Source organism: Marisediminitalea alba (assembly GCF_002993365.1).
GTDB lineage: Bacteria > Pseudomonadota > Gammaproteobacteria > Enterobacterales > Alteromonadaceae > Alteromonas > Alteromonas alba.
In genome coordinates this window covers 1-22,702 of the sequence record NZ_PVNP01000193.1, presented here as the reverse complement: position 1 = coordinate 22,702, position 22,702 = coordinate 1, and the positions used below count along the sequence as shown (strand labels likewise).

Below are 22,702 nucleotides of genomic sequence, written 5' to 3'. Positions count from 1 at the left end.
TATGATGAAGCAGCTATCCTTAGACAACCTGCGCACCTTCGTTGGTGTCATTGAACAAGGCGGTTATGCTAAAGCCGGCCAGTGGCTGGGGCGTTCACAACCTGCCATCAGCCTGCAGATAAAAAAACTGGAAGAACAGCTGGGTAAAAAGCTATTCACTAAAGTCGGTCAGCGACACTTACCAAGCTCAGATGGTAACTGGCTGTATCCTAAAGCCAAGGAGCTACTGGAACTTAACGACAGTATTTTTCGCAGTCTGGATCCCACTCCGTTACGCGGTCGCATGCGGTTAGGGATCCCCAACGAGTTTGCCTCTACCTTGCTGCCCGGCCTGATTGGCGAGTTTTCCAAACGCTATCCGGATGTATCACTGGAAGTGACTTCGGCCCTGAGCCGCGAACTGCTTCACCCGTCGCGGCAAAATGACTTTGACATGATCCTCGCGCTGGTTAACCCGGAGCAAGCCACCGATGGTGATGTGATCCTCGAAGATGAGGTCGTCTGGGTTGGCGATCCGGCTCATCCGCTCATCACTCCCAATATTGCCCTGGTGCTGGCGCCCGATGGCTGTATTTATCGCAGTCGCGTAATCACCCACCTTAAACAACAAACCACGGCCTGGAAGATAAGTTACACCAACGCCGATTTATCCGGACTCGTTGCGGCTATTCAACAGGGTTTGGGTATCACTGCGCTGGCACGCTCCAGTATGCCGGCGAATCTGATGGAGCTGAAACATCGTAATCTACCGGCGCTCGGGGGGATCAACGTATGCCTGTTTATTCAGTCTACCCAGCACCCGGTAGTCAGCAGAACACTGGCAGACTTTATTACTCGTCGATTAAGAGAACGATAATTTCCAACAGAACTTGGGGGTTCGCTACTTTGCACTATACTTTGCTCAAAGCCCCTGTTTTTCGAAGATATGCTAAGTACCCCCATAGATAGCAATCTGGTTGACGATGATTACTCCTTATTAACCAGCGACATGACCGCAGAGGAAGCCGCCCAGCTTACACCTGTCTTTCAAACGCTCACCGATCACCTTAATCTGGATGGTGCGATGCTGTTGTGTCATTCTCGTTCGCTGTGGAACCAGCTGTATTTCACCACCGAGCAATCACTGGATAGCGAGTTTATCGAGTCATTGCTGGGGCAATTCAGAGCCGAGAGTCACTGGCATTGTCCTGCTGGTATTCTCGACTTTGCCCTGCCTGTTCACGACGAGCTGGCAGCACTTACCTTATTCAGTGAATCTCTCAATATAGAGCTTAGCCTGTGTGTGATGCTAAAGGCCGGCACCACGGCCGATGAAGCGCTGTTTGATCGCTTACAGCATTATTTGCAAATACTCACTACTCTGTGTGAGCACATTACCCGGCAGCGCATTTTACAGGCCAGGCTAATTAAGAAAAAACGCCTCGGCTTTATTGTAGAGGCTACCGGGGCTGGTACCTGGGAATGGGAAATCCCTTCCCAGCGCTTACAACTCAACGCCCGTTGGGCCAATATGCTTGGTTACCAACTCAACGAACTGGGCCCGCTGTCGATAGATACCGTATTTAATGCCATGCATCCTCAAGGCCGCGAGACAGCCAGAGCTTTATTGCACGATTGTCTGCAAGGCCACACCGAATACTACGATTGCGAGTGCCGCATGCTGCATAAAAGCGGCGAGTGGATGTGGTTTCACGAGCAGGGCAAGGTTACCGACTATAACGCCAAGGGCGAACCAGTGCTGATGGCCGGCACCCACACGGATATTAATGACAAAAAGCGCATCGAAATTGCGCTGGCTGAAAAAGCCAGTTTTCAGCAGTTAATGTTCGACCACCTGCCGGTGTACTTATTTGTAAAAGACACTGATTATCGTATTGTGATGGCCAATGACAAATTCATCTCGCTGTATCCTCCCGAGAAGCGGCATAAAGTGATTGGCTACACGACGGTAGAAGATTATAACAAAGATGAAGCCGCACAGTTTTTGCGCATGGATATTCTGGCCTTTGCCTCTGGCAGTGCAGAAAACGAAGAGCAGATCCAGTTTCCCAATGGCGAAATCCGTACTTTATGGACTAAGAAAATCCGTTTTGAGGATGCCCGGGGAGAATCTTTTATTCTGGGAGTGGCTACTGACATTACCAACGTGAAGGCCAGTGAACTGGCCATGCAACTGGCCAAAAATGAAGCGGAGCAGGCCAATCAGGCTAAAAGTGAATTTTTAGCCACCATGAGTCATGAGATCCGCACCCCAATGAACGGCATCATGGGGATGTTAGAGCTCGCGGTACAACAGGCTAGCGACAAACAACAACAGCGCCGCCTTGAACTTGCCCGCACCAGTGCCAGTGCCTTGCTTACCATCATCAACGATATTCTCGATTTTTCTAAAATCGAAGCGCAGAAAATGGAGCTGGAGTACGCCTCTATCGAAATAGATTTACTGGTACAGCGTATTGTCGAGGAACAACTGGCTCATCTGAATACGAAGCCTGTACAACTCCATGTTGATTTAAGTGATTTACCCTTTAACCGGCTTACCGGCGATGAAGTGCGCCTTGGCCAGGTGTTAACCAATTTGTTGTCCAACGCGATTAAATTTACTGCCGAGGGGGAGGTACAACTTGGTCTGCGCGGCATTCCGCTGGACAGCGAACATATTCTGCTTGAAATCACCGTGGAAGATACCGGAATAGGCATGACCGAAGCTCAGCAACAAGTCTTGTTTAAGCCGTTTAGCCAGGCCGACTCCTCCACTACCCGGCGCTTTGGTGGCACCGGCCTGGGGCTGTCTATTGTGCAGCGTCTGACTCACATGATGAAAGGCAAAGTCACCGTAACCAGTAAACTCAATGAAGGCAGTCAGTTTACCGCCACGGCAACGTTATCTTCACCGGTACGCCTGCAACAACTGCCTGAGGTAGGTGGTGTCATCGTATTGAGTTCACTGCACCGTCAGGCGCGATTGCTGTGTAAGCAACTGGCAGTGTGGAAGGTTCGCTTTATATTAATTGACTCGCTCGACTCACTGGCTGAGTTCAGCGAAAAAATGCCGCCCAATATGGACTGGCTGATTATTGATGCTGCGCTACAGGCTGAATTCAGCGCCTGGCGAAACAGCAAAAAACAGGCCCGGCGGGTTGAGCTATTACCCACCAATCTGGCTGTGCTTGTTGATCGCGATACTACCATTAACGTTACGTCCTTACCTGACAACACACTCCATACGCTCAATAAGCCGGTGTTACGCCATGAGCTATTCGCCTTGCTGCAGGGCTCAGCCAGGAACGTTACAAACAATGCCGATCTGTCGTTCATCCCGCCCCATCAGATGGTGGCTCCAACAGGCCGTATCCTGATAGCAGAAGACAACCCAATTAACCGGGAGGTTGCTTTTTATATGTTGCAGGATTCTGGCTTCTCGGTGCTCTCGGCCGAAGATGGCAAACACGCTATCGATTTGCTCAAAGCTAACAATGATATCAATCTTGTTCTGATGGATTGCCGCATGCCGGTAATGGATGGCTTTGCTGCCACCTATGCTATCCGCACCGGCAAAGCGGGTGAGCAGTACAAAAATATCCCCATCGTGGCGTGTACGGCCAATGCATCCGTACAGGATAAACAAGAATGCCTGCAGGCCGGCATGAACGCCTACATTACAAAACCGTTACGGAAGAAAATTCTCATCGACACCGTTTTATCGATGCTTAACCCCGATTATTCCATCTGACAATACTGGCTTTTTTCCGGTCTTCCTGTCAGCTCTCATTGAGCGTTACATGCACTACTATGAGCTGGCAGTTTATTTTTTAATCACGGAGAAAAATCATGAGCAAAACAACCCTTACCCCACTTAAGCCTCACCAATTGTTAAACGTTAACGGTGCTGGTACAGTTTCTTTACCAGGCCTGTTTCCTATTCCTATGCCAGCCCCAATGCCAGGCCCGGTGCTCATTCCCGACGACAAGGAAGACGACACCATTTTTGTTGGCCTTAAGGTAACCCCAATGGAATAAAGCAGTTTGACAGCGACCGGCGGCAGTGGCCGCCCGTCGCTTTATATTATGCTTTTAAAGGCACCAGTTTACCCAGCGGATCGGCTAAGGATTCTGGTGGCGATGTAAACCAGGCAGGGCCATTGGCAGTCATGTATAAACAATCTTCCAGTCGTACACCAAACTCGCCGGGTAGATAAATCCCGGGCTCATTAGAAAAGCACATGCCGGCTTGCAGCAGGGTACTTTCACCTTTTACGAAATTAACACTTTCGTGCCCTTCCATACCTATCCCATGACCGGTTCGGTGGGATAGTCCTGGCAGCACATAATCCGGTCCGTAACCCAATGCGCTATAGTGTTCGCGCACCGCATCGTCCACACTGCCGGCAGGCTTACCCAGTTGTGCCGCTGCGAATGCGATCGCCTGCCCTTTACGGACGGTCTGCCACACCTGCTGTTGCTTTTTATCAGGTTCGCCAAATACAAACGTCCGGCTGATATCAGACTGGTAACCATGCACCGCACAACCGCAATCCATTAAGACCACAGAGCCATTATCGATGACCTGCTGCTGACGGGTACCATGAGGGTATGCGCTGGCTTCGTTAAACAGTGCCAGGCTCCACGGCCGGCTGCCTCCCAGCGCCACCATGGCCTGGTTCATCATGCTTTTTACTTCGGCCTGAGACATGCCTTTGCGTAAGCGTTTATACACGTAGCCATAAGCCGCCAGGGTGATTTCGTTAGCTTTATGCATCAGCTTGAGTTCATGCGGCGACTTCATCATTCTGCAGCCGCGGGTAATCGGTTCGGCGCTTACCGCACGCAGTTTTGGGTTAGCACTCAGGATCCCGTCTGAGACAAAAAAGCGCACACTGTTTTCAAAACCAACGGTGCCCTTGTTAATACCGCGATCGACCATGATCTTTGTCACCAGTGCAAACGGGCTCTCGTGTTCCTGCCATACCCGCACATCATCGCCCACTTCCAGGGATTCGCGGATACTGGGCTCTTCAAAGAACGGACACACTACGCCAATATCACCTTCCCGGGGGATCACTACCCCGGTTAGCCGTTCGCTGCGCCACCACTGAATACCAGTGAAATACACCATGGCCGCACCGGGTTCCAGAACAATAGCATCGATGTTTTGTTGTGCCATCAGTTGTTGTGCCCGGGCGATCCGGGCGCGTCTTTCACTGGCCAAAATGGGCGACAAGTCACCCACCAGGGATGACAAAGAAGCCAGTTCTTCTTGTTGGCCCGCGGCGCGGGTATTGCCCGCCATTAACAAACTTACGCTGCTTAAACCGGTTAATTTTAAAAATGTACGTTTATCCATATTTCGTTCTTCTTTTGTTGGATATTAAAACTGATGCGAATACACCGAGCGCGAAGGGATTTCTATCAGGCGGGTCTGTCGCCCGTCCAGATACCAGACGCCGGTGTCATCAAAAAACGCATCTTCTTCCAGCATAATGCGAATTTCTTTGCCCCAGGGCTCTACCATCACCGCGTTATTCAGCTCAATGCTGTAGGCAGTACTTATATGCAGCGGGTAATCACCGTCGCCCGGCACGCCGCCCTGCTTATCCCACATACCCAGCGTGGTGCCAGCGGCATGACCGTGATACCCCAGCGGATGAGTATAAATAGTCGGTTTTAATCCCGCCGCCTTGGCTTTAGCCAGACTGCTTGCCAGTACCTCGTTACCAGTGCGGCCTGCGGCGAATTCACCAGTAAAGATATCCTGTAACTGATTGGCTTTTTGCAGCGCCTGCTGCAGGTATTCCGGCGCGCTACTCTCGCCAGGCATTAAAATATAAGCATGCTGCTGTGTATCGGTATTCAGGCCCAGATAGGTAATGCCAAAATCCACGTGCAGCAAATCACCGGGCATAATGACCTCGGCCTTATCATCGTCAAACGTGGCTTCATGATCAAAGCGCTGATTATCGCTTCGCTGCAAGGATACCGAAGGATGAAACCAGGTCGATAGCTTCAACTCCGCAACACGCTCTCTGAACCACCACACAAGATCATCGGTAGTCGTTTTACCTACCGTGATAGTGTTGGCTGAAAAGCCCTCGGCAATGATCTGATGGGCTACCGCCACCATTTTCTTGTAAAGGGCAATTTCGGCATCAATTCGGGTTTCCAGCCAGCTAACGGCCAGAGCCTCGGCCGATACTACCCGCGACTGGTATTTTTTAGGGAGTTCAGCCATCAAACTGGCGCGGTCGGTAACGGTAAGACCATCGGCATGGGCCCAGATTTCCGACTGGTTTACGCCGATAGTGTTAGGATCAAAACGTTTAATAATTGCATTCAGTGCCTGCCACTGATCCGGCTGCGCAGATTTATCCCAGGCCCGTTCAAACATACTCCCCACCTTGTACGGCGCTACCGCCAGCGTATGCACCTTGCCCTGCTCATCCCTGGCGATAACAAGAATAGTGGTGCGTCTGGCAGTTTGCAGCCAGTCTGCCGGCAGGAAGGTGCGTAAAACGGGGTCTTCATTGTATTCGCGGCTGATCATCAGCCACATGTCGATGCCGCTGCGGGCCATTAACTGGGGTAAGAGCTGCTCAACCCGCTTGGCCAGCAAGGTATCCTGCACTTGTGCGCGCTCGCGCAATGAGAGTAGTTCGTCGGCCGGTGCCGCCTGACTGTTAAATACGGCTAACCCGCCCAGTAGCAGTAATACATTCAACACGCGCATACCCGGTATGCTCCTGATTGTGATCAAAGGTTTATACCAATCCGCATAGAAGTTTACCCTCTCAGAGTGAGTCAAAACGACTTAGATCACGACGCGTTCTCTGTGGCATAGTCATTCTATGTCCAGAGGGCGCAACACAGATGTAAGTCGTTTTGGCCACTCCCTTCGGGCAAGGCTGTCAGGCTTTCTGGCGTTGTTACGCTTGCTTGATTTGACACCACCAAACCTGTGCAACCAAGCCTAGCCAGAAAGCCTGACAGTCTTGCTGAGTGGGCAAACTTCTATGCGGATTGGTATTGGCTACTGTATGCCCGCTTGGCCGCCGTTGCAACGCCAGCGCGATAACCTGGCGTGCGATGAGGTTAAAGGCGGTATTGGAACTGGCCTGTTACCAGCCCATGGCCTGGGTTATAAAGCGTTGTTTTATCGCCGGGATAGCATCGGCCGTGCACATCCCTACGCCGCGGATGAGCTTCTTGAGCGGATGGCTGCCACCAAACAGTTGCTTAAAGCTTTCCATGGCTGCAATCATCTTAACCGCTTCACTCTTACGGGCCCGTTCAAAAGCCCTTAACTGACGAGCCTGATGAAACGCTGCCTGCTCGGCGGCTAGCTTCTGCAGGCTGTCCGCCAACGCAAAAGCATCCTGTAAACCCAGGTTTGCGCCTTGCCCGGCTAAAGGATGAATGGTGTGTGCTGCATCACCAATAATAACCAGGCCATCGCTCAGCCATTGGCGGGCATAGCGCATAGTTAACGGGAAGTGCATGCGCGCACTTTCAACCGCAATTTCGCCCACATCACCTTCAATGGCAACCTGCAGGGCTTTGGCGAAGTCACTGTTAGACAACGCCAGTAACTCGTCGGCTTGCTGACTGTTCTGCGACCAGACAATAGAGCATAAGTTAGGATCGCTTAAGGGTAACAAGGCCAGCGGTCCGGTTGGCGTAAACACCTGGCGTGCCACTTTACCGTGAGGCGCGGCGGTTTTAATGGTTGCCACAATGGCGGTATGACCGTAATCCTTAAACGTGAGCGGAAAGTTGGCGTATTTACGAATCGCTGAATTAGCCCCATCGGCACCCACTAACAATCGGCAGGATACCACTTCGTCGGTGTCCAGCATAAGCATGGTTTCGGCTTGGCCGGTTAACACTTTGGCAATGTGGGTCGACGGTAACATTTGCACATTAGGCTGCTGACTGACCTGATGATGTAATGCGTTAACCAGAGACTGGTTTTCAATGATATGCCCCAGTTCAGAGGTGCCCATTTCTTCACTGCTGAACTGGATGCGGCCAAAACTGTCCTGATCCCAAACCTGCATCTGGGTATAAGCACTCAGGCGCTGCTGGTCGAGATGCTGCCACACGCCCAGTTGCTCAAGCACCTGCTTATTGGCCGCATTAATTGCTGACACCCGCAGTTCGGGCTGCTCTGAAAGAGGCTTAGCAATGGGAGTGGTGTCGATCAGAATAACCGACAAATCGGCTTCTTTCAGAGACCGGGCCAGTGCCAGTCCCACCATGCCTGCGCCAACAATTGCGATGTCCGCCTGATACATATTTTAAGTCCTGTATTGTTCGGATTTACTGTCCAAAACCCATGGTCTGACGAACAAACTTCTGCGACAGTCCGTCGCAAAACTCCATTGCCAGTAAGCCGGCATTTCGCCCCGCCACCAGTGGTGCATACCGATTGGAGAACAGCCTAACCAGACCATCCGTTAAACCGATGGTCGTCGCTTTATCCTTTACTCTGTTTTGGCGGTATTGGTTTAACACCGCAAACGCCCCTGGATCGGTTGCGCTTTCCAGAATATCGGCCAACGCCAGTACATCCCTGAGTCCAAGGTTAAAGCCCTGCCCTGCAATGGGATGTAAAGCCTGTGCGCCGTTACCAACCACCACACAGCGGTGGCCGGTAAAGTCGCGAATTTGATTTAACACCAAAGGATAACTGTGGCGGCTGCCCACCTTGTTAATCACGCCATGGCGGTAGCCGATTTGTTGCTGTAAGCGGCTGATAAACTTCGCCTGTGGCCACGCTAGGGCGGCCTCTGCTTCTTCGTGGCTTAAGGTCCAGACTAACGAGTAACAGTTAGCGTAATCACTGCTGTCATCTTCAGCAAAGGGCAGCAGGGCCAGTGGCCCATTGGGCGTAAAGCGTTCGTGCGCCCAGCCGTTATGCGGCTCACTTAATTGCACGTTGGCAATAAGCGCAGACTGGCCGTAGTCGTCACTACTTCGTTTAAAATTGAGTTTATCGGCAAGCTCAGAACGCCCGCCGTCAGCCAGCACCAGTAAACCGGCGGTTAACGTGTTGCCATTGCTGAGCTGTAGCTCGATGCTTTCGGCAGTCTGGTTAACTTCATCAACCGTTACGCCTTCCAATACGCTGAGTTCTGGTAACCCGGCGGGAAAAAGCTGCTGGCCAAGTGCCTGTATCCCCACTACCTGGCCAAAACTTGGCAACTGATAATCGCTGGCGTGAAGTCGGGTCTGACCAATAAATCCCTGGTCGGAAACCAGTATGTGTTCGATGGGCGTAGCGAAGGCTTTTTTCAAATCTACGCCCAGCTCAGTGAGCGCCTGTTCTGTGCGTTTTGCCAGGGCTATGACCCTGGCATCAAACCCCGGATGGCTGTGCGGGTCCTGGCTAAACTGGTTGGCGTCGATTAGGGTAACGCTGCGGCGCCCCTGCCTTACCAACAAACGCGCCAACGCTGAGCCCACGGCTCCGCCACCAACAATAACAATGTCTGACTGGTTATTTTTTGCCACTGACTGTGTTTAATCCTTCTACGGGCAATCAGCCCTCGGCCATTAAGGCTTCAATGTCTGCAATGGTTTTCGGCACGTCACCCGTTAACATCTGGTAACCCTCATCGGTAATAACGATATTATCTTCAATTCGGATCCCTATGCCACGATACGGCTCGGGAATATCGTCTTCAACCGGTATATATATGCCCGGTTCAACGGTGATAACCATACCGGCTACCAGCTGTCTGGGCTGGCCATCCTGCAGATAATCGCCCACATCATGGACGTCGAGGCCAAGATAATGCCCCAGGCCATGCATAAAGAAGCGTCGCCAGCTTTTACTGGCCAGTGCTTGTTCCGGGCTTTCTGTCAATAAGCCTAATTCGCACAAACCACGGCAAATCACCTCAATGACCACTTCCGTCACGGCCGGTAAGGTTACCCCGGCTTTCAGTTGCGTCAGAGCGGCCAGTTGCGCATCGAGCACCAACTGGTACACCCTGGCCTGCGCAGGAGTAAATTTGCCATTAACCGGAAACGTACGGGTGATGTCGGCAGCATAGCCATGAAATTCGGCCCCTGCATCGATCAGGATCAAAGAACCATCCGCTATTTGCTGGTTATTTTCAGTGTAATGCAGAATACAGGCATTCTCGCCCCCACCCACAATGGTGCCGTAAGCGGGTTGCCGGGCACCGGCCATGGCAAACTCGTGATGTAATTCGGCTTCAAGCTGATACTCGTAGCAGCCCGGCGAGGCAAACTGCATTGCCCGGCGGTGAGCCCGGGCTGATATTTCGGCTGCCTGGCCCATTACGGCAATTTCGTCGCGCGATTTAAGCAGCCGCATTTCGTGAACTAACGGCCGGCAGTCAATCAGCGCCGTGGGCGCTAAGCTTTGTTTCGGCGTTTTCCGCAGGGCATCGAGTACGGCAAATAACGCCTCATCGGCAAAGGCAAATTCCCCCTGTGGAAAAAAGACCTGTTGATGGCCTTCGAGCCATTCGGTTAGTACCTCAGGCAACACTTCGGTGGGATAAGCTTCATCCAGTTTGAACGTTTCCAGTGCTTGCTCCGGGCCCAGCCGCTTGCCGTGCCAGATTTCAAGCTGCGGATCTTTTGCCTGACATACCAGGGCGCGGTAATCCCCGGCGTAGCGCTCGTGGTTAGAGAGCAACAGCCAGGCGTCGGGCTCGTTAAAGCCGGTCAGATACCAGAAATCGCTGTTTTGTCGAAACACATATTCAGTGTCCCGGCTGCGGGTAACCCGTTGCGCTGCCGGCAGCACCAATACACTCGATGGTGGTAACTGGCGCAGCAGGCGGGTTTGGCGCTGGCGAAATTGTTTAACCGTAACCATTAATGTACAGAAGGCGTATCTTGCTGGTCGTCGAGTAATGACTGACCCAGTTCGTTAAAACACAACAGCGCAGAAATGCGCACATATTCCACCACTTCGTGCAGGGCTTGCTCTGACTCTTCGTCATCGTTCATGGGTTCTTCCATGCGGGCGATGTCCGAGAAATCCTGTAGCGCTTCGCGAACGTCACCGGAGCAATTGCTGAGTTTTTGCTGATACAAACCAAACCCGGCCATAAAGCCCTGAACCCAGTTGATCAGTGCCAGGCCGCGATCGTTAATAGGCTGATTATCATCTGGCAGCATCAGGCGTAAAGCAAACTGACCGTCTACCAGTTGCTGGCAGGTTTCATTAAACAGGTTTTGCAATTGAGAGACCACAGTAGAGGCCAGCGGCTGCCCCTGATTCATGGTGTCCTGCAGTACCACCAGCCATTGCTGCTCACTCAGTGACATGCCGCCACACAACATGCCGCACATCATGCCATGGATTTCAGCGCCATCCACAACCATCTCGTTATCGGCAAGGCACTGGGTTAAAGAATCGAATTCAGTGGACATAGGGTATTCCATAAACAATTTGGCCAATGCTAACAAATGCACTGGTTTAAATCCAAAACTCCCGCTCATATAAAAAGCGGGCGGGTTAAATAAACCGCTAAGCGGATACAAAGTAAGCATTTGAATATCATATGTCGTATCGTGTCTGGCAGTTCAGGGCTGATTCTACTATGATCACTTTTCGCAAGTTATTCATCACAGACTTGCATAGCGACACAGAGGGCGTAAACTTACTCCCTTGAACTCGCTAACAACAATGTCTCCTGGAGTGTTTGCCAGTCTATTCATGTCCCTGGCCGATGCTATTTACCAAGGAAGTTGACTTGTTACTATTGAGCAAGCTCGGCTCGTACCGAGAAGCCTACGGTGATAATGATGCTTCCGCCCTGAACTTTTCGGTTCTAGGGCGAACAATAGACAGCGGCACTTTGGGAGACGCCATTTATCGACGGAATTAATAATGGCAATAATAAACTTTGGATCGGTAAATATTGACCATGTCTACCAGGTCGACCACTTCGTCCAGCCCGGCGAAACTATCGCATCAACTAATTACCAGCAATTACTTGGCGGCAAAGGAGCCAACCAGTCAATCGCTCTGGCGGCAGCCGGCGCAGAAGTTCGCCATGTCGGCAAGGTAAATCAGTCAGACAGCTCATTTAAGCAAACCCTGATCAAGCATGGCATCGACTGCCAGTTTTTACAGTGTGTCGAGGCGCCTTCCGGCCACGCCATTATTCAGGTTACCCCCTCGGGCGAAAACGCCATTGTACTGTTTGGCGGTGCCAATCAGGAAATCGGCAGCAAAGAGATCATGCATGCGCTGGATAAAGCGCGGCCATCTGACTGGGTATTAACGCAGAACGAAACCAGTGGTCTGGCCGAAACGCTTCAGCAAGCTAAACAAAAGCATATTAAAGTGGCTTTTAATCCGGCGCCGATGAGTGAGTCGGTGAAGTCCTTGCCCCACGAATGTATTGATCTGCTGATTGTCAACGAAGTGGAAGCGGCCGAGCTTTCCGGCGAGCAGGAACTCGATGCCATCATTGAGCACTATAAAACCCAGTGGTCACATGCTGAGGTTATTATTACACTGGGTAAAGCCGGTGTGATTATGCTCAAGAATCAACAAACCATTCAGGTCGACGCTTTTGTAGTGGATGCAGTAGACACCACCGCAGCTGGCGATACCTTTATAGGCTATTTTTTAGCGGCTTACAGTCAGCATGCGGATGCCCGTCAGGCATTAAAACGCGCCTGTGCAGCATCAGCCCTTTCCGTTACCCAGGCTGGCGCGGCTCAGTCGATCCCCGAGGCCAAAGAAGTTGATCGCTTTTTAGCGAAACACACCGGCTAAACGGCAGAGTAAAAAGCATTAATGAGAATACTATGACGCACAAAATTATTATCGACACGGATCCGGGCATCGACGATGCTATGGCGATCTTTTTTGCCTTTCAGTCACCTGAAATAGAAGTACTTGGCCTGACTACCGTTTATGGCAACATTCCGGTTAGCATGTCGGCGCGCAACGCACTCACTTTATGTGATATCGCCGGCCGTGAAGACGTACCGGTTACTAAAGGCGTAGCGCTACCCTGGGTAGGCCCCGAGTCTGATTACGCGCACTTTGTGCACGGCGACGACGGCTTCGGTAACATCGATTACCCGCCTTCAACCCGCGAGGTGGACCCTCGTAGTTCGGCCGAATTCATTGTTGAAATGGCCCGCAAGCACCCAGGCGAGATTACCCTGGTAGCCATTGGTCCGTTAGGCAATATTGCCCTGGCGCTGCGCCTGGAACCTGAATTACCAAAACTGGTAAAAGGGATCAGCATTATGGGTGGTGCCGCTTTTGTACCCGGTAATGTTACGCCGGTAGCGGAAGCGAACATCTGGAACGACGCCCACGCGGCTGACATTGTTTTCTCAGCCGACTGGGAAGTTAAAATGTTTGGTCTGGACGTTACCCTGTTTGCCCCAACCGACCCGAAATTTGTTGATATTCTGGCCGAGAAAAATCCGGTGATGGGTGGCTTTATGCAAAAAGCATCACAGTTCTACATTGATTTTTACTCGCAAAATCGCGACGAAAAAGTGTGCTTTTTCCACGACGCCTTCCCGATTGCGCATTTGGTGAAGCCGGAACTGTTTGAGTTTACCCGTGGCAACATTCGCGTATCTACCGACGAATTAAACCGGGGCCAGACTGTAGTCGCCAAGCCTGGCACCACCGCCAGCCCGCTCTGGACCGAAGCAAAATTTGTGCAGGCCGCTACCGGCGTGAAACACGACGAGCTTTTCCAGCTGTTTATCGACACTTACGCTCTGTAAAGTATTACGCCCTGCCACCTGGCGGGGCATTTTATTCCGCCTATGACTAACACCAAGCCATTAACCCGCCGGGCACTGCGCCAATCACTGCGCGCTCAGCGCAATGCCTTAAGCCCCGGCCAGCAAAGTGAAGCAGCCCGTTTACTCAGCGAGCAGATTCAGTCGATTATGACTCAGCCAAACAGCACCGTGGCAGGGTATCTGGCTAATGATGGTGAAATCGATTTAACACCCACCATAAAAGGTTGCCAGCAAAACGGCGTAGTTACACTACCTGTGTTACACCCGTTTACCGGTAAGCATCTGCTGTTTCAAACCTTTACTGAACAGACAGAAATGACCTTAAATCGCTTTGGGATAAGTGAACCGGCCCTTAACAGCACAGCAATCCGTTTGTTAAGCCAACATCATCTACTGCTAATGCCGTTAGTAGGATTTGATGCTCAGGGAAATCGGTTAGGTATGGGCGGCGGCTTTTACGATCGCACGCTGGCCAATATCAATGCTCTGAAAAACCGCCCTACCCTGGTTGGCGTTGCCCACGATTGCCAGCAGGTTGATGAACTACCCGTTGAACCCTGGGATGTGCCGTTGGATCTTATCGTTACCCCAACGCAAATCATCTCTACCCGCTGATCCAGCTTACACGCTCTTCACTTCCTGCCGTGATATTCAGTTTTTAACATCGGCAGTTTCTATAATTCCCTATGCGAAGTGAGGTAAATTCGGCTAAAATACCGCCTCTTTTTTTCAGCGGGTATTAGCATGGATCAGAACGCGAAAAAGCAGGCGGTAGGCCGCGCTGCAATTAAATATGTTGAGTCAGACACCATTATTGGCGTTGGTACGGGCTCCACCGTTAACTATTTCATCGACGCACTGGCCGATATTAAACATCAGATTGCTGGTGCGGTATCCAGCTCGGTCGCTTCGACAGAGCGCTTAAAAGCGCTGGGTATAGACGTATTTGAACTCAATGAGGTCGACAGCCTGTCTATTTATGTTGATGGCGCAGATGAAGTTACCGAACACAAGCACATGATCAAAGGCGGTGGCGCGGCACTGACCCAGGAAAAAATCGTTTCTGCAGTCGCTAAAACCTTTGTGTGTATCGTGGATAACAGCAAGGAAGTGGGCGTACTGGGCAAGTTTCCGTTACCGGTAGAAGTGATCCCCATGGCACGTTCTTATGTGGCCCGCGAACTGGTAAAACTGGGCGGCGATCCGGTTTACCGCGACGGTGTGGTAACCGATAACGGCAATGTGATCCTGGACGTACATAATCTGGAAATCCTTAATCCGGTAGAACTGGAAAAAGCCATTAATAACATCCCCGGGGTGGTAACCAACGGGATCTTTGCCTTACGTGGCGCTGATATTGTGCTGGTTGCCACCGACGACGGTGTGGCAACACGGTAATAAACCATCAGACACTACTGGATGAACCCTGGCAAAACCGCCGGGGCCTGACATGGCTAAAAACGACCAATTCGTTCCTAGATATTCCAAAGTGATGCAACAAAGCGCTTTGTTCTACCCGGGAGTTTGTGGTACTTTACCCGTATAGACGTCCAGATGTCTCTTAAATTCCCTGACTGAGAGCGATGTAATGAGCAAATTTTCACTATCAAAAGATAAAATTAAGATCTTGCTGCTGGAAGGTGTGCACCAAAGTGCCCTGGAAACCCTGCAGTCTAATGGTTATACCAACATCGAGTATTTAAAAACCTCGTTACCGGAAGATGAACTCATCGAAAAGATCAAAGACGTTCATTTTGTGGGAATTCGCTCACGTACTCAAATTACTGAAGCTGTGGTTGATGCGGCCAGCAAACTGGTAGCCGTAGGCTGTTTTTGTATTGGTACCAATCAGGTCGATCTGAAAGCGACTCAGGCCCGCGGCATTCCGGTATTTAACGCACCGTTCTCAAACACCCGCTCGGTAGCCGAGCTGGTACTGGGCCAACTGATCCTGTTACTGCGTCGGGTACCTCAAAAGAATGCTCAGGCGCATCGTGGTGGCTGGGACAAGAGTGCTGAAGGCTCTTATGAAGCCCGTGGTAAAACACTCGGTATCATCGGTTACGGCCACATCGGTACCCAGCTGTCTATTCTGGCTGAGCACCTTGGCATGCGTGTGCGCTTCTTCGATATTGAAGACAAACTGGTGCTAGGTAATTCCGAACAGGTTAAATCAATGGATGACCTGCTTGCCATGTCAGACGTAGTCTCTCTGCACGTACCGGAAACCCCGCAAACCAAAAATATGATTGGTCAGGCGCAACTGGCTAAAATGAAAAAAGGCGGTATTTTAATTAACGCCTCACGCGGTACCGTGGTCGACATCGACGCGTTAACTGAAGCACTGGCCTCCGGTCACATTGGTGGCGCTGCTATCGATGTATTCCCGGTTGAGCCTAAGTCAAACAACGAAGAGTTTGAATCACCACTGCGTCAGTTCGACAATGTTATCCTCACTCCACACGTGGGCGGTAGCACCCAGGAAGCGCAGCAAAATATCGGCATCGAAGTGGCTGGTAAGCTGGCCAAATACAGTGACAACGGTTCTACTCTGTCTGCGGTTAATTTCCCGGAAGTATCGCTGCCAGAAAATGTGAAACGCTCTCGCTTGCTGCATATCCACGAAAACCGCCCTGGCGTTTTAACCCAGATCAACCAGGCATTTGCAGCCAAAGGCATCAACATTGAAGCGCAGTACCTGCAAACCAACGCCGACATTGGTTACGTGGTTATCGACGTAGAAGCCGACAAAGCCGAAGACGCACTGTCTGAATTAATGCAAATCGACGGTACTATCAAAACCCGCGTACTGCACTAATCAGGCTTCACCGGATAAATTATCTAAAAGGCTGTCTTCATTTAGACGGCCTTTTTTATGGGTAATGCAACGGCATCAAAACCGACTGTCGTACCGCTCAGGAGATCCCCGCTCAAACGCATGCGGGGATGACGGGGTTGCAACATGCGCGGATGACGGGGGTTGCAAAATGCGCGGATGACGGGGGTTTTTAGCGTAACTAAAAAGGCTTACAAGGTTGTTTTAACATGAATTAAAGCAGCCACAATCATTCCGTCTTCCCGGAATTTGCGCAGCAAATATCCGGGATCTCCCTATAAAGCTCAAGTTTATCACCACAGTCAATTCGACCGCTCTTTACCTGTTCGGTTATTGCGAACTATTGATAAACAAAAAGTTTCAGGTAATCCGTAGGCTCGTCACGGACGACGAGCCAGGGCAGCGCGGGCAGGACGCCCGCTCTGCTCGTTAGGTTTGCCCTTTTTGTTTCTCAATAGGCTTTTTCGCAATTTAGAACTGAGCGGGGTCCAGGGGTGGCCTCACTGCCACCCCTGGTCGTCGTCGGCGACCCGACAAAATGTTGATATAACCTTAGCTTCTGATAAGGATTTATCGGATGAGGCAACCTGCTCAGGAGATCCCCGCTCAAACGCATGCGGGGATGACGAAGGAGGTGCATACAGGGATGACGGAAATTTTTAGCGACGATGACGGGGTTATTCTGGCCGGATGGCAGGATTCATTGGCCGTACAGCGGCTATATTTATTCCCGTCTTCCCGGAATTTGCGCAGCAAATATCCGGGATCTCCATACATGTTATTGTGGTTCTTTACTTACCCTGTAGTGTTAAGATTCCCGTCTTACTGTGCGTAATACCATTTCTCCACACCTTGTCGGGGTGCCGACTGCACCCAAAGGGGAGATGGCTCCCCTTTGGAAACCTCCCAGTTCTTTAATCGCGAAGAAGCATACTGTAACCGGCCAGGTAAAACCTATCGGTCAGAGAGGGCGTCCTGCCCTCCTGACCGGAACCATCATCCATGATGCCTCTACGCTTTTACTTGTTCTGGCCGGCCACAGTATTTCGCGATATAAAGAACCAAATAAAAAGAGCAGGTTGTCTAAACATTGCCTGACTGCTCAGGAGATCCCCGCTCAAAAGCATGCGGGGATGACGAAGGAGATGCATGCGGGACTGACCGAAATTTTTAGCCGCGTATTGATAACCTTTCTTACACAAACAACAAAGGCTGTCTTTAAAACAGCCTTAGCAATTAACTTCAACGGTAAAGTCGAATGAGATTTATGATTAAAAGAAATTGTAAACCAGAGTAACCGCTGTTTCGGTATCCAGCTTTTCAACGCCTTCAGCAACATTACTGTTGTGGTCAAGCCGTAAAGAGACCTTCATTGATAAAGAACCACTGATAGTCGCAGTTAATGCAGACTCAGCGCGTGATTTGGTGTTTTCAGAACCCACCTCAGTACTCGCTGTTTGAGTAAACTTAGCCGTATCAGAGATAAACCATTTGAACGCTGCAGAGCCACGAACAATGAAGCTGTCATTGTCTACACCAGCTTGTGTTTCAGCCCACGAGTAACCCGGACCGACACTGTATTCCAAAGCAGTTTTTTCCGTTTCCCACATCTTTTGTGACCAACCGCCGGCCAGTGTTGCCTGATAGGCGAAGTTACTGAAACGGTCATCTTCATAAGAAGAGAACGCAAACAAACGGTGATCAGGATTCTCTAACTTGTAGTTACCCTGCGCTGAGGCGAAGAACTTCTGTGCCGATGTGCGCTCTACTTCTTCACCATCCTGAATAACCGTTTCCTGCTTGTAAAGACCTTCTATTTGATAATCATTACTCCAGTTCTCAAGCTCTTGCTGAGCCGTAATGCCAGCAGTGGCAGAAGAGGTTTCAGTGTTACCAGTAGTTACTATCAGACCGAACTCGCCATCCATTGTAAACGGCTTTGGTTCATCCTGAGCAATAGCGCTGGCAGCAACGCAGGTACCGGCGATGGCAAGTAGTAGTTTTTTCATGCGGGGGGTTCCTAAATAAATTCAAATCCTGTTCGCCAAGTCTGAGGGGAGAAGACTCGCTCAATGGCTAGAAACCGCTATGTTAAAGCATCTCAGAGCAAAATCAATTCATCACGAGGACTAAATTCAGAAAAAACGGTAGACAATAGTCACGGCCGTTTCGGTGTTTAATGACTGCGCATTATTCACCGGGCTGGTGTTATGTTGCATGATAAATGAAAATTTTAGCGCCAGTGATTCAAATAAATTAGCGCTCAAGGATGTCTCGGTACGCGACTTGATGTTTTCATCACCCGCTTCCATCGAGACAAACTGACGAAGTTTAGCCCCGGTTGGCCAGATGTAATGATATTCTGCCGAAGCCCGGACAATAAAGCCATCAACCTGATCGGCACGCTCGCCGCTATCGAATTTAGCAAAGGCATAACCCGGTCCTACACTGTATCGGAAGTCGCTGATTTCGTTTTGCCACATTAGTTGTGACCAACCCGCTGCAATAGATGAACGGTAGTCGTAACCATTAAAACGATCATCTTCGTAATCGCCATAGACGAATAACCGACGGTTTTCCTGTGCCAGTTTGTAGTCGGATTGGGCGTAGGTATATAAGCGCTGTGCGGTGGTTTGATCGACCACACTGTCATCCACAGTTACTTCGGTTTCCTTATACAGAAACTCTACCCAATAGTTATTCGAGAAGCGCTTGGTTTCGTGTTCGGATTTAAGACTACTCTTAATCGAGGTCGCGTTGGTATTACCCGAGGCAAATATCACCCCAAGTTCGCCGTCGAGCGTAAACTTATTCTTTTGATCTTCGTCGTATTCGACAAAGTCGGCATGATACAAGGTACTGATGAGATCTTTATCAGCGCCGGATGCCGACATACAAAACAGCGCCAGAACAAGTGGCGCTGCCTTCGCTATAAATTGGTGTAACATGGAAGCAGTTTTTATGTTTTGTTTTTATTGCCTAAAGAGCGTTTACAAAACAGACACTGCCACCTTGTTCGTTTCTTTTTGGGCAAACAGTTTGGCGTTTTGTAACACTTCGTCGTCTAGCGGCAACAACCGCACCATGTCGGGTGATATGATATCCAACTCCGGATACCGTTCCCGCTGATAATGAGCCGTTGACAGCCGTATAGCACAGGTTAACAAAGACACGTCTAAGTCGCTAGCCAATTTCACCCGATTGTGAGCAAATTTAACCGGATAAAACAACGGCATAGGCAGCTTCCACTGTTCCATAATTGAACCACTGCATTCAGTGAATAAAAATCCGAAGTGGGCTACCTGACGATCCCAGGGCGTACCTGGTGAATCATCTTTCGCATACTGTTGATATTTCTCAGGTTCGCACTTTGCAATCACCAGTTCACTCAGGTTCTGCAAAATCCCCATAACAAAAAAGCGGTCGCTGCCACGCACGTTCATGTCTTTGGCGAGATATTTTGCCAGCATGCCGGTAAATACCGATTGCTCCCAGTGTTTATCAACAATCAGGCACTGGTTGTCAAAATGTTTAAAGGCAATGTTAGCAGTTTCGGCCAGCACCAGGTTATACAGCGCCTCACCACCAATAACGCTAACCGCTTTGGTGATGGATTCTATTTGCGAGGGGAAGCGGAAAAGTGCACTGTTCGCCAGACGAAGTAATTTGGCGGTAAGCGAAGGATCGATGCTGATGAGCGCGGCGATATCGTCCATATCTGAGCGCGGATCGTCCAGCACATTACGTAACCGTAAACAGATATCCGGTAACGTAAAAGATTGCGTTGCATATTCAATAAATTGATTCATTACCCTGTGACCTTTCCTCGATCATAAATTAAGTATATCAGAGCGTTAAAACCTCGCTGCGTTATTTATCTGGTTCATCACCAAACAAATCCTGTTGCAGCGGCTGCGTATCGGATTGGCTATTCGACTGTGACTTACGACGTTGATAATAGCGCTTACGTCGCTTACAGGCATCGAGTATTACGCGTCGCGTGCCGTCATCAATATGTAACCAGTACAGCCGCTCTTCTCGGGAGCGAAAGCAGCCCTGACAATACCCTTTTGGTCCGCTTTGACAAACGCCAATACACGGACTTGGGATGGTAAAAAACTCAAGCTGAGCTGGCTGCTTGTCGTCTGCCATGGTTACAGAATTTAATAATCAATATTATTAGCTTAGCACGCCTTCACAGGCGTAAAGTATAGTTTTTAATCAGTTAGTGTATATTCAATGGTAGAGACTACGCGCACCTGTTTGATGTGGGGGTGCTGGCTATCCCTTTCAAAAATAGAAAACTGGCCCTGATTTGCCCGTTTGATTTTACCCAGTTGACTGTTGGAATCATCGGCAAACTTCTCTGCCACTTCACGGGCGTTAATGGTTGCTTCCTCTATCATTTCGGGTTTTACTTCGTTTAACCGGGTAAATATAAACTCTGTACGGGCATTATAGTTTTCGGTACTCAGTGCTACGCCCTGCCCGAGCAAATCAGATAAGTTTTGCTGCACACTGCGTACTTTCATCACATCGGCAGAATACACTGTCACCGTTTGCGTGCCGCTGTAGCGAAACTTTACGCCATTATTGCTGCCATAACGCTGGGCCAGCTTATCAGTCACCTCAGGCAGTCCTACGGTAATCTCCGCAAGATCTATACCTTGTAGAATAAGATAAGCTTTTACCTTCTCGCTATTAGCCGACATGGTGTTGTATAACGATGTGAGGTCATTGCCGGCTTCAACAAACTGTAGTGGCCAAATCACTTTATCAGCCACATACTCACGCTCGGACAAGCCCTTTACCACAACCGAGCGCTCCCACTGTTTGGCTTCGATTAACGCATTACCGCCCAGGCCTCCGAGTGCTGCTGCGCCGAAGAAGATACCCAGAGCCAATATTCCGGCAGCACCTTTATCCATGTTATGTCCTTTTGATTATGATTGATTACGCCACTCACTATAAAAAGACATTATGGCAAAATCAGGTCGTTCTAGCGATGATTCAGGGCGATTCAGCGGGCATACTGAACGGTTTAAGTCAGCTAACCTGCTCAGCAGATACCGACTCTGATCCCGTCTGCAGGAAGCCGCTTGCGTCTATCCGGTATCTCCTAATCTGTCATGGTGCGGTTAAAACAATAATCGAAAAATACTATTAACGTGAGTCAGACTGCTCAGGAGATCACCGCTCAAAAGCATGCGGGGATGACGGAGATATCGCATGCGGGGATGACGGAGATATCGGATGCGGGGATGACGAGGGAGGAGCATGCGGGGATGACGGGCTTAATTTAGCCCGGTGACGATTATTTCTTAGCCCACCTATCCTGTCATGCCGGAAGCCGCTTGCGGCTATCCGGTATCTCCTTGCAATGTCCAGGTTTAACACCGCAGTCAATTCGGCTGCTTTACCTGTTCGGTTATTGCGAACTATTGATAAACAAAAAGTTTCAGGTAATCCGTAGGCTCGTCACGGACGACGAGCCAGGGCAGCGCGGGCAGGACGCCCGCTCTGCTCGTTAGGGTTGCCCTTTTTGTTTCTCAATAGGCTTTTTCGCAATTTAGAACTGAGAGGGGTCCAGGGGGGGCCTCACTGCCACCCCTGGTCGTCGTCGGCGACCTGACAAAATGTCAATTATTCTTAGCTAATTAACTGTCTCGATTAGTTTAGACAACCTGGTCAGGAGATCCCCGCTCAAAAGCTTGCGGGGATGACGGTATTTTTTTACGGGGATGACGGGATAATTAATACCGGATCAAAGCTCACACTCCCCGTCTTCCCGGAAGTTTCGTAGAAACTATCCGGGAGCTCCCAATATGTTATTGGCTTTTTGATGAGGCAATCGAGTAGGAGGGAGTTTTACAACTCCCGTCCTCTCACACCACCGGGCATACGGTTCCGTACCACGGCGGTTCATATTAACACTGGAACTGTCGGTGACACTCCAGCAGTGATACCAGCCCCATTTTATCGAACCACCCTTTTCTGAAGGCCTGATTCATATGGCTAGCCCCCGCATTCCACCATGCACCTCGTTGGTTTGTCGCTGACCACCATGCCCGACTCTCGCTAAGGCCTGCTTTCATCAGATTA

At 50.3% G+C, this 22,702-nt stretch carries 20 protein-coding genes and 1 other RNA gene; 10 read left to right on the top strand and 11 right to left on the bottom strand.

From position 1 onward, the window contains the following. Positions 1–4: 4 nt before the first annotated feature. The 3 genes from C6Y40_RS18815 to C6Y40_RS18805 all read left to right on the top strand — a co-directional run bounded on the left by C6Y40_RS18815 (position 5) and on the right by C6Y40_RS18805 (position 4,020). A complete protein-coding gene (locus tag C6Y40_RS18815; protein ID WP_105935945.1) occupies positions 5–856 on the top strand; it encodes a LysR family transcriptional regulator in 852 nt (283 codons plus the stop codon). Positions 857–925: 69 nt separating this feature from the next. Further along, on the top strand, positions 926–3,733 hold the full coding sequence (locus tag C6Y40_RS18810; RefSeq protein ID WP_105935944.1) for an ATP-binding protein: 2,808 nt from the start codon (positions 926–928) through the stop codon (positions 3,731–3,733). A 98-nt stretch (positions 3,734–3,831) separates the two neighbouring features. Further along, positions 3,832–4,020 carry a hypothetical protein gene (locus C6Y40_RS18805; RefSeq protein WP_105935943.1) on the top strand — a complete coding sequence of 63 codons (189 nt, stop codon included), beginning with the start codon at positions 3,832–3,834 and terminating at the stop codon, positions 4,018–4,020. A 46-nt stretch (positions 4,021–4,066) separates the two neighbouring features. Here C6Y40_RS18805 and C6Y40_RS18800 read toward each other — a convergent pair whose 3' ends face one another. The 6 genes from C6Y40_RS18800 to C6Y40_RS18775 form a co-directional block, all read right to left on the bottom strand. Next, a complete protein-coding gene (locus C6Y40_RS18800) occupies positions 4,067–5,344 on the bottom strand; it encodes a M24 family metallopeptidase (protein ID WP_105935942.1) in 1,278 nt (425 codons plus the stop codon). A 24-nt stretch (positions 5,345–5,368) separates the two neighbouring features. Next, entirely contained in the window at positions 5,369–6,724 is a 1,356-nt protein-coding gene (locus tag C6Y40_RS18795) for a M24 family metallopeptidase (RefSeq protein ID WP_105935941.1), read from the bottom strand. A 388-nt stretch (positions 6,725–7,112) separates the two neighbouring features. Beyond that, entirely contained in the window at positions 7,113–8,288 is a 1,176-nt protein-coding gene (locus tag C6Y40_RS18790; protein ID WP_105935940.1) for an FAD-dependent monooxygenase, read from the bottom strand. A gap of 25 nt (positions 8,289–8,313) precedes the next feature. Then, positions 8,314–9,507 (bottom strand): 2-octaprenyl-6-methoxyphenyl hydroxylase, encoded by a 1,194-nt coding sequence (ubiH, locus tag C6Y40_RS18785; RefSeq protein ID WP_205664798.1) that lies wholly within the window; start codon positions 9,505–9,507, stop codon positions 8,314–8,316. 28 nt (positions 9,508–9,535) lie between these two features. Further along, positions 9,536–10,849, bottom strand: a complete 1,314-nt coding sequence (gene pepP, locus C6Y40_RS18780) for a Xaa-Pro aminopeptidase (RefSeq protein ID WP_105935939.1) — start codon at positions 10,847–10,849, stop codon at positions 9,536–9,538. Next, positions 10,849–11,409 (bottom strand): UPF0149 family protein, encoded by a 561-nt coding sequence (locus tag C6Y40_RS18775; RefSeq protein ID WP_170308535.1) that lies wholly within the window; start codon positions 11,407–11,409, stop codon positions 10,849–10,851. The genes pepP and C6Y40_RS18775 overlap by 1 nt, the downstream gene beginning before the upstream one ends. A gap of 257 nt (positions 11,410–11,666) precedes the next feature. Here C6Y40_RS18775 and ssrS point away from each other — a divergent pair. From ssrS to C6Y40_RS18735, 7 genes are all read left to right on the top strand, one after another. Further along, a non-coding RNA gene (ssrS, locus tag C6Y40_RS18770) (6S RNA) lies at positions 11,667–11,848 on the top strand. A gap of 21 nt (positions 11,849–11,869) precedes the next feature. Beyond that, a complete protein-coding gene (locus tag C6Y40_RS18765) occupies positions 11,870–12,766 on the top strand; it encodes a ribokinase (protein WP_105935938.1) in 897 nt (298 codons plus the stop codon). A gap of 32 nt (positions 12,767–12,798) precedes the next feature. Continuing rightward, a complete protein-coding gene (locus C6Y40_RS18760; RefSeq protein ID WP_105935937.1) occupies positions 12,799–13,743 on the top strand; it encodes a nucleoside hydrolase in 945 nt (314 codons plus the stop codon). Positions 13,744–13,785: 42 nt separating this feature from the next. After that, the gene (locus C6Y40_RS18755) at positions 13,786–14,379 is read left to right on the top strand and encodes a 5-formyltetrahydrofolate cyclo-ligase (RefSeq protein WP_105935936.1); all 594 of its coding nucleotides are present in this window, start codon (positions 13,786–13,788) and stop codon (positions 14,377–14,379) included. A 129-nt stretch (positions 14,380–14,508) separates the two neighbouring features. Beyond that, positions 14,509–15,162: a ribose-5-phosphate isomerase RpiA gene (gene rpiA / locus C6Y40_RS18750; protein ID WP_105935935.1), complete on the top strand. Its 654-nt coding sequence runs from the start codon at positions 14,509–14,511 to the stop codon at positions 15,160–15,162. Between the two features lie 190 nt (positions 15,163–15,352). After that, positions 15,353–16,582 (top strand): phosphoglycerate dehydrogenase, encoded by a 1,230-nt coding sequence (gene serA, locus C6Y40_RS18745; RefSeq protein ID WP_105935934.1) that lies wholly within the window; start codon positions 15,353–15,355, stop codon positions 16,580–16,582. Between the two features lie 845 nt (positions 16,583–17,427). Next, the gene (locus C6Y40_RS18735) at positions 17,428–17,862 is read left to right on the top strand and encodes a hypothetical protein (RefSeq protein WP_146129610.1); all 435 of its coding nucleotides are present in this window, start codon (positions 17,428–17,430) and stop codon (positions 17,860–17,862) included. A gap of 9 nt (positions 17,863–17,871) precedes the next feature. Here C6Y40_RS18735 and C6Y40_RS18730 read toward each other — a convergent pair whose 3' ends face one another. The 5 genes from C6Y40_RS18730 to C6Y40_RS18710 all read right to left on the bottom strand — a co-directional run bounded on the left by C6Y40_RS18730 (position 17,872) and on the right by C6Y40_RS18710 (position 21,528). Further along, a complete protein-coding gene (locus C6Y40_RS18730) occupies positions 17,872–18,609 on the bottom strand; it encodes a DUF481 domain-containing protein (protein ID WP_105935931.1) in 738 nt (245 codons plus the stop codon). A 126-nt stretch (positions 18,610–18,735) separates the two neighbouring features. After that, positions 18,736–19,548, bottom strand: a complete 813-nt coding sequence (locus C6Y40_RS18725) for a DUF481 domain-containing protein (protein ID WP_105935930.1) — start codon at positions 19,546–19,548, stop codon at positions 18,736–18,738. A gap of 42 nt (positions 19,549–19,590) precedes the next feature. Beyond that, positions 19,591–20,409 carry an HDOD domain-containing protein gene (locus C6Y40_RS18720; RefSeq protein WP_105935929.1) on the bottom strand — a complete coding sequence of 273 codons (819 nt, stop codon included), beginning with the start codon at positions 20,407–20,409 and terminating at the stop codon, positions 19,591–19,593. 61 nt (positions 20,410–20,470) lie between these two features. Further along, complete coding sequence (locus C6Y40_RS18715; RefSeq protein ID WP_105935928.1) at positions 20,471–20,752, bottom strand: DUF1289 domain-containing protein; 282 nt, start codon at positions 20,750–20,752, stop codon at positions 20,471–20,473. Between the two features lie 65 nt (positions 20,753–20,817). After that, entirely contained in the window at positions 20,818–21,528 is a 711-nt protein-coding gene (locus tag C6Y40_RS18710) for an SIMPL domain-containing protein (RefSeq protein ID WP_105935927.1), read from the bottom strand. Between the last annotated feature and the right edge of the window lie 1,174 nt (positions 21,529–22,702).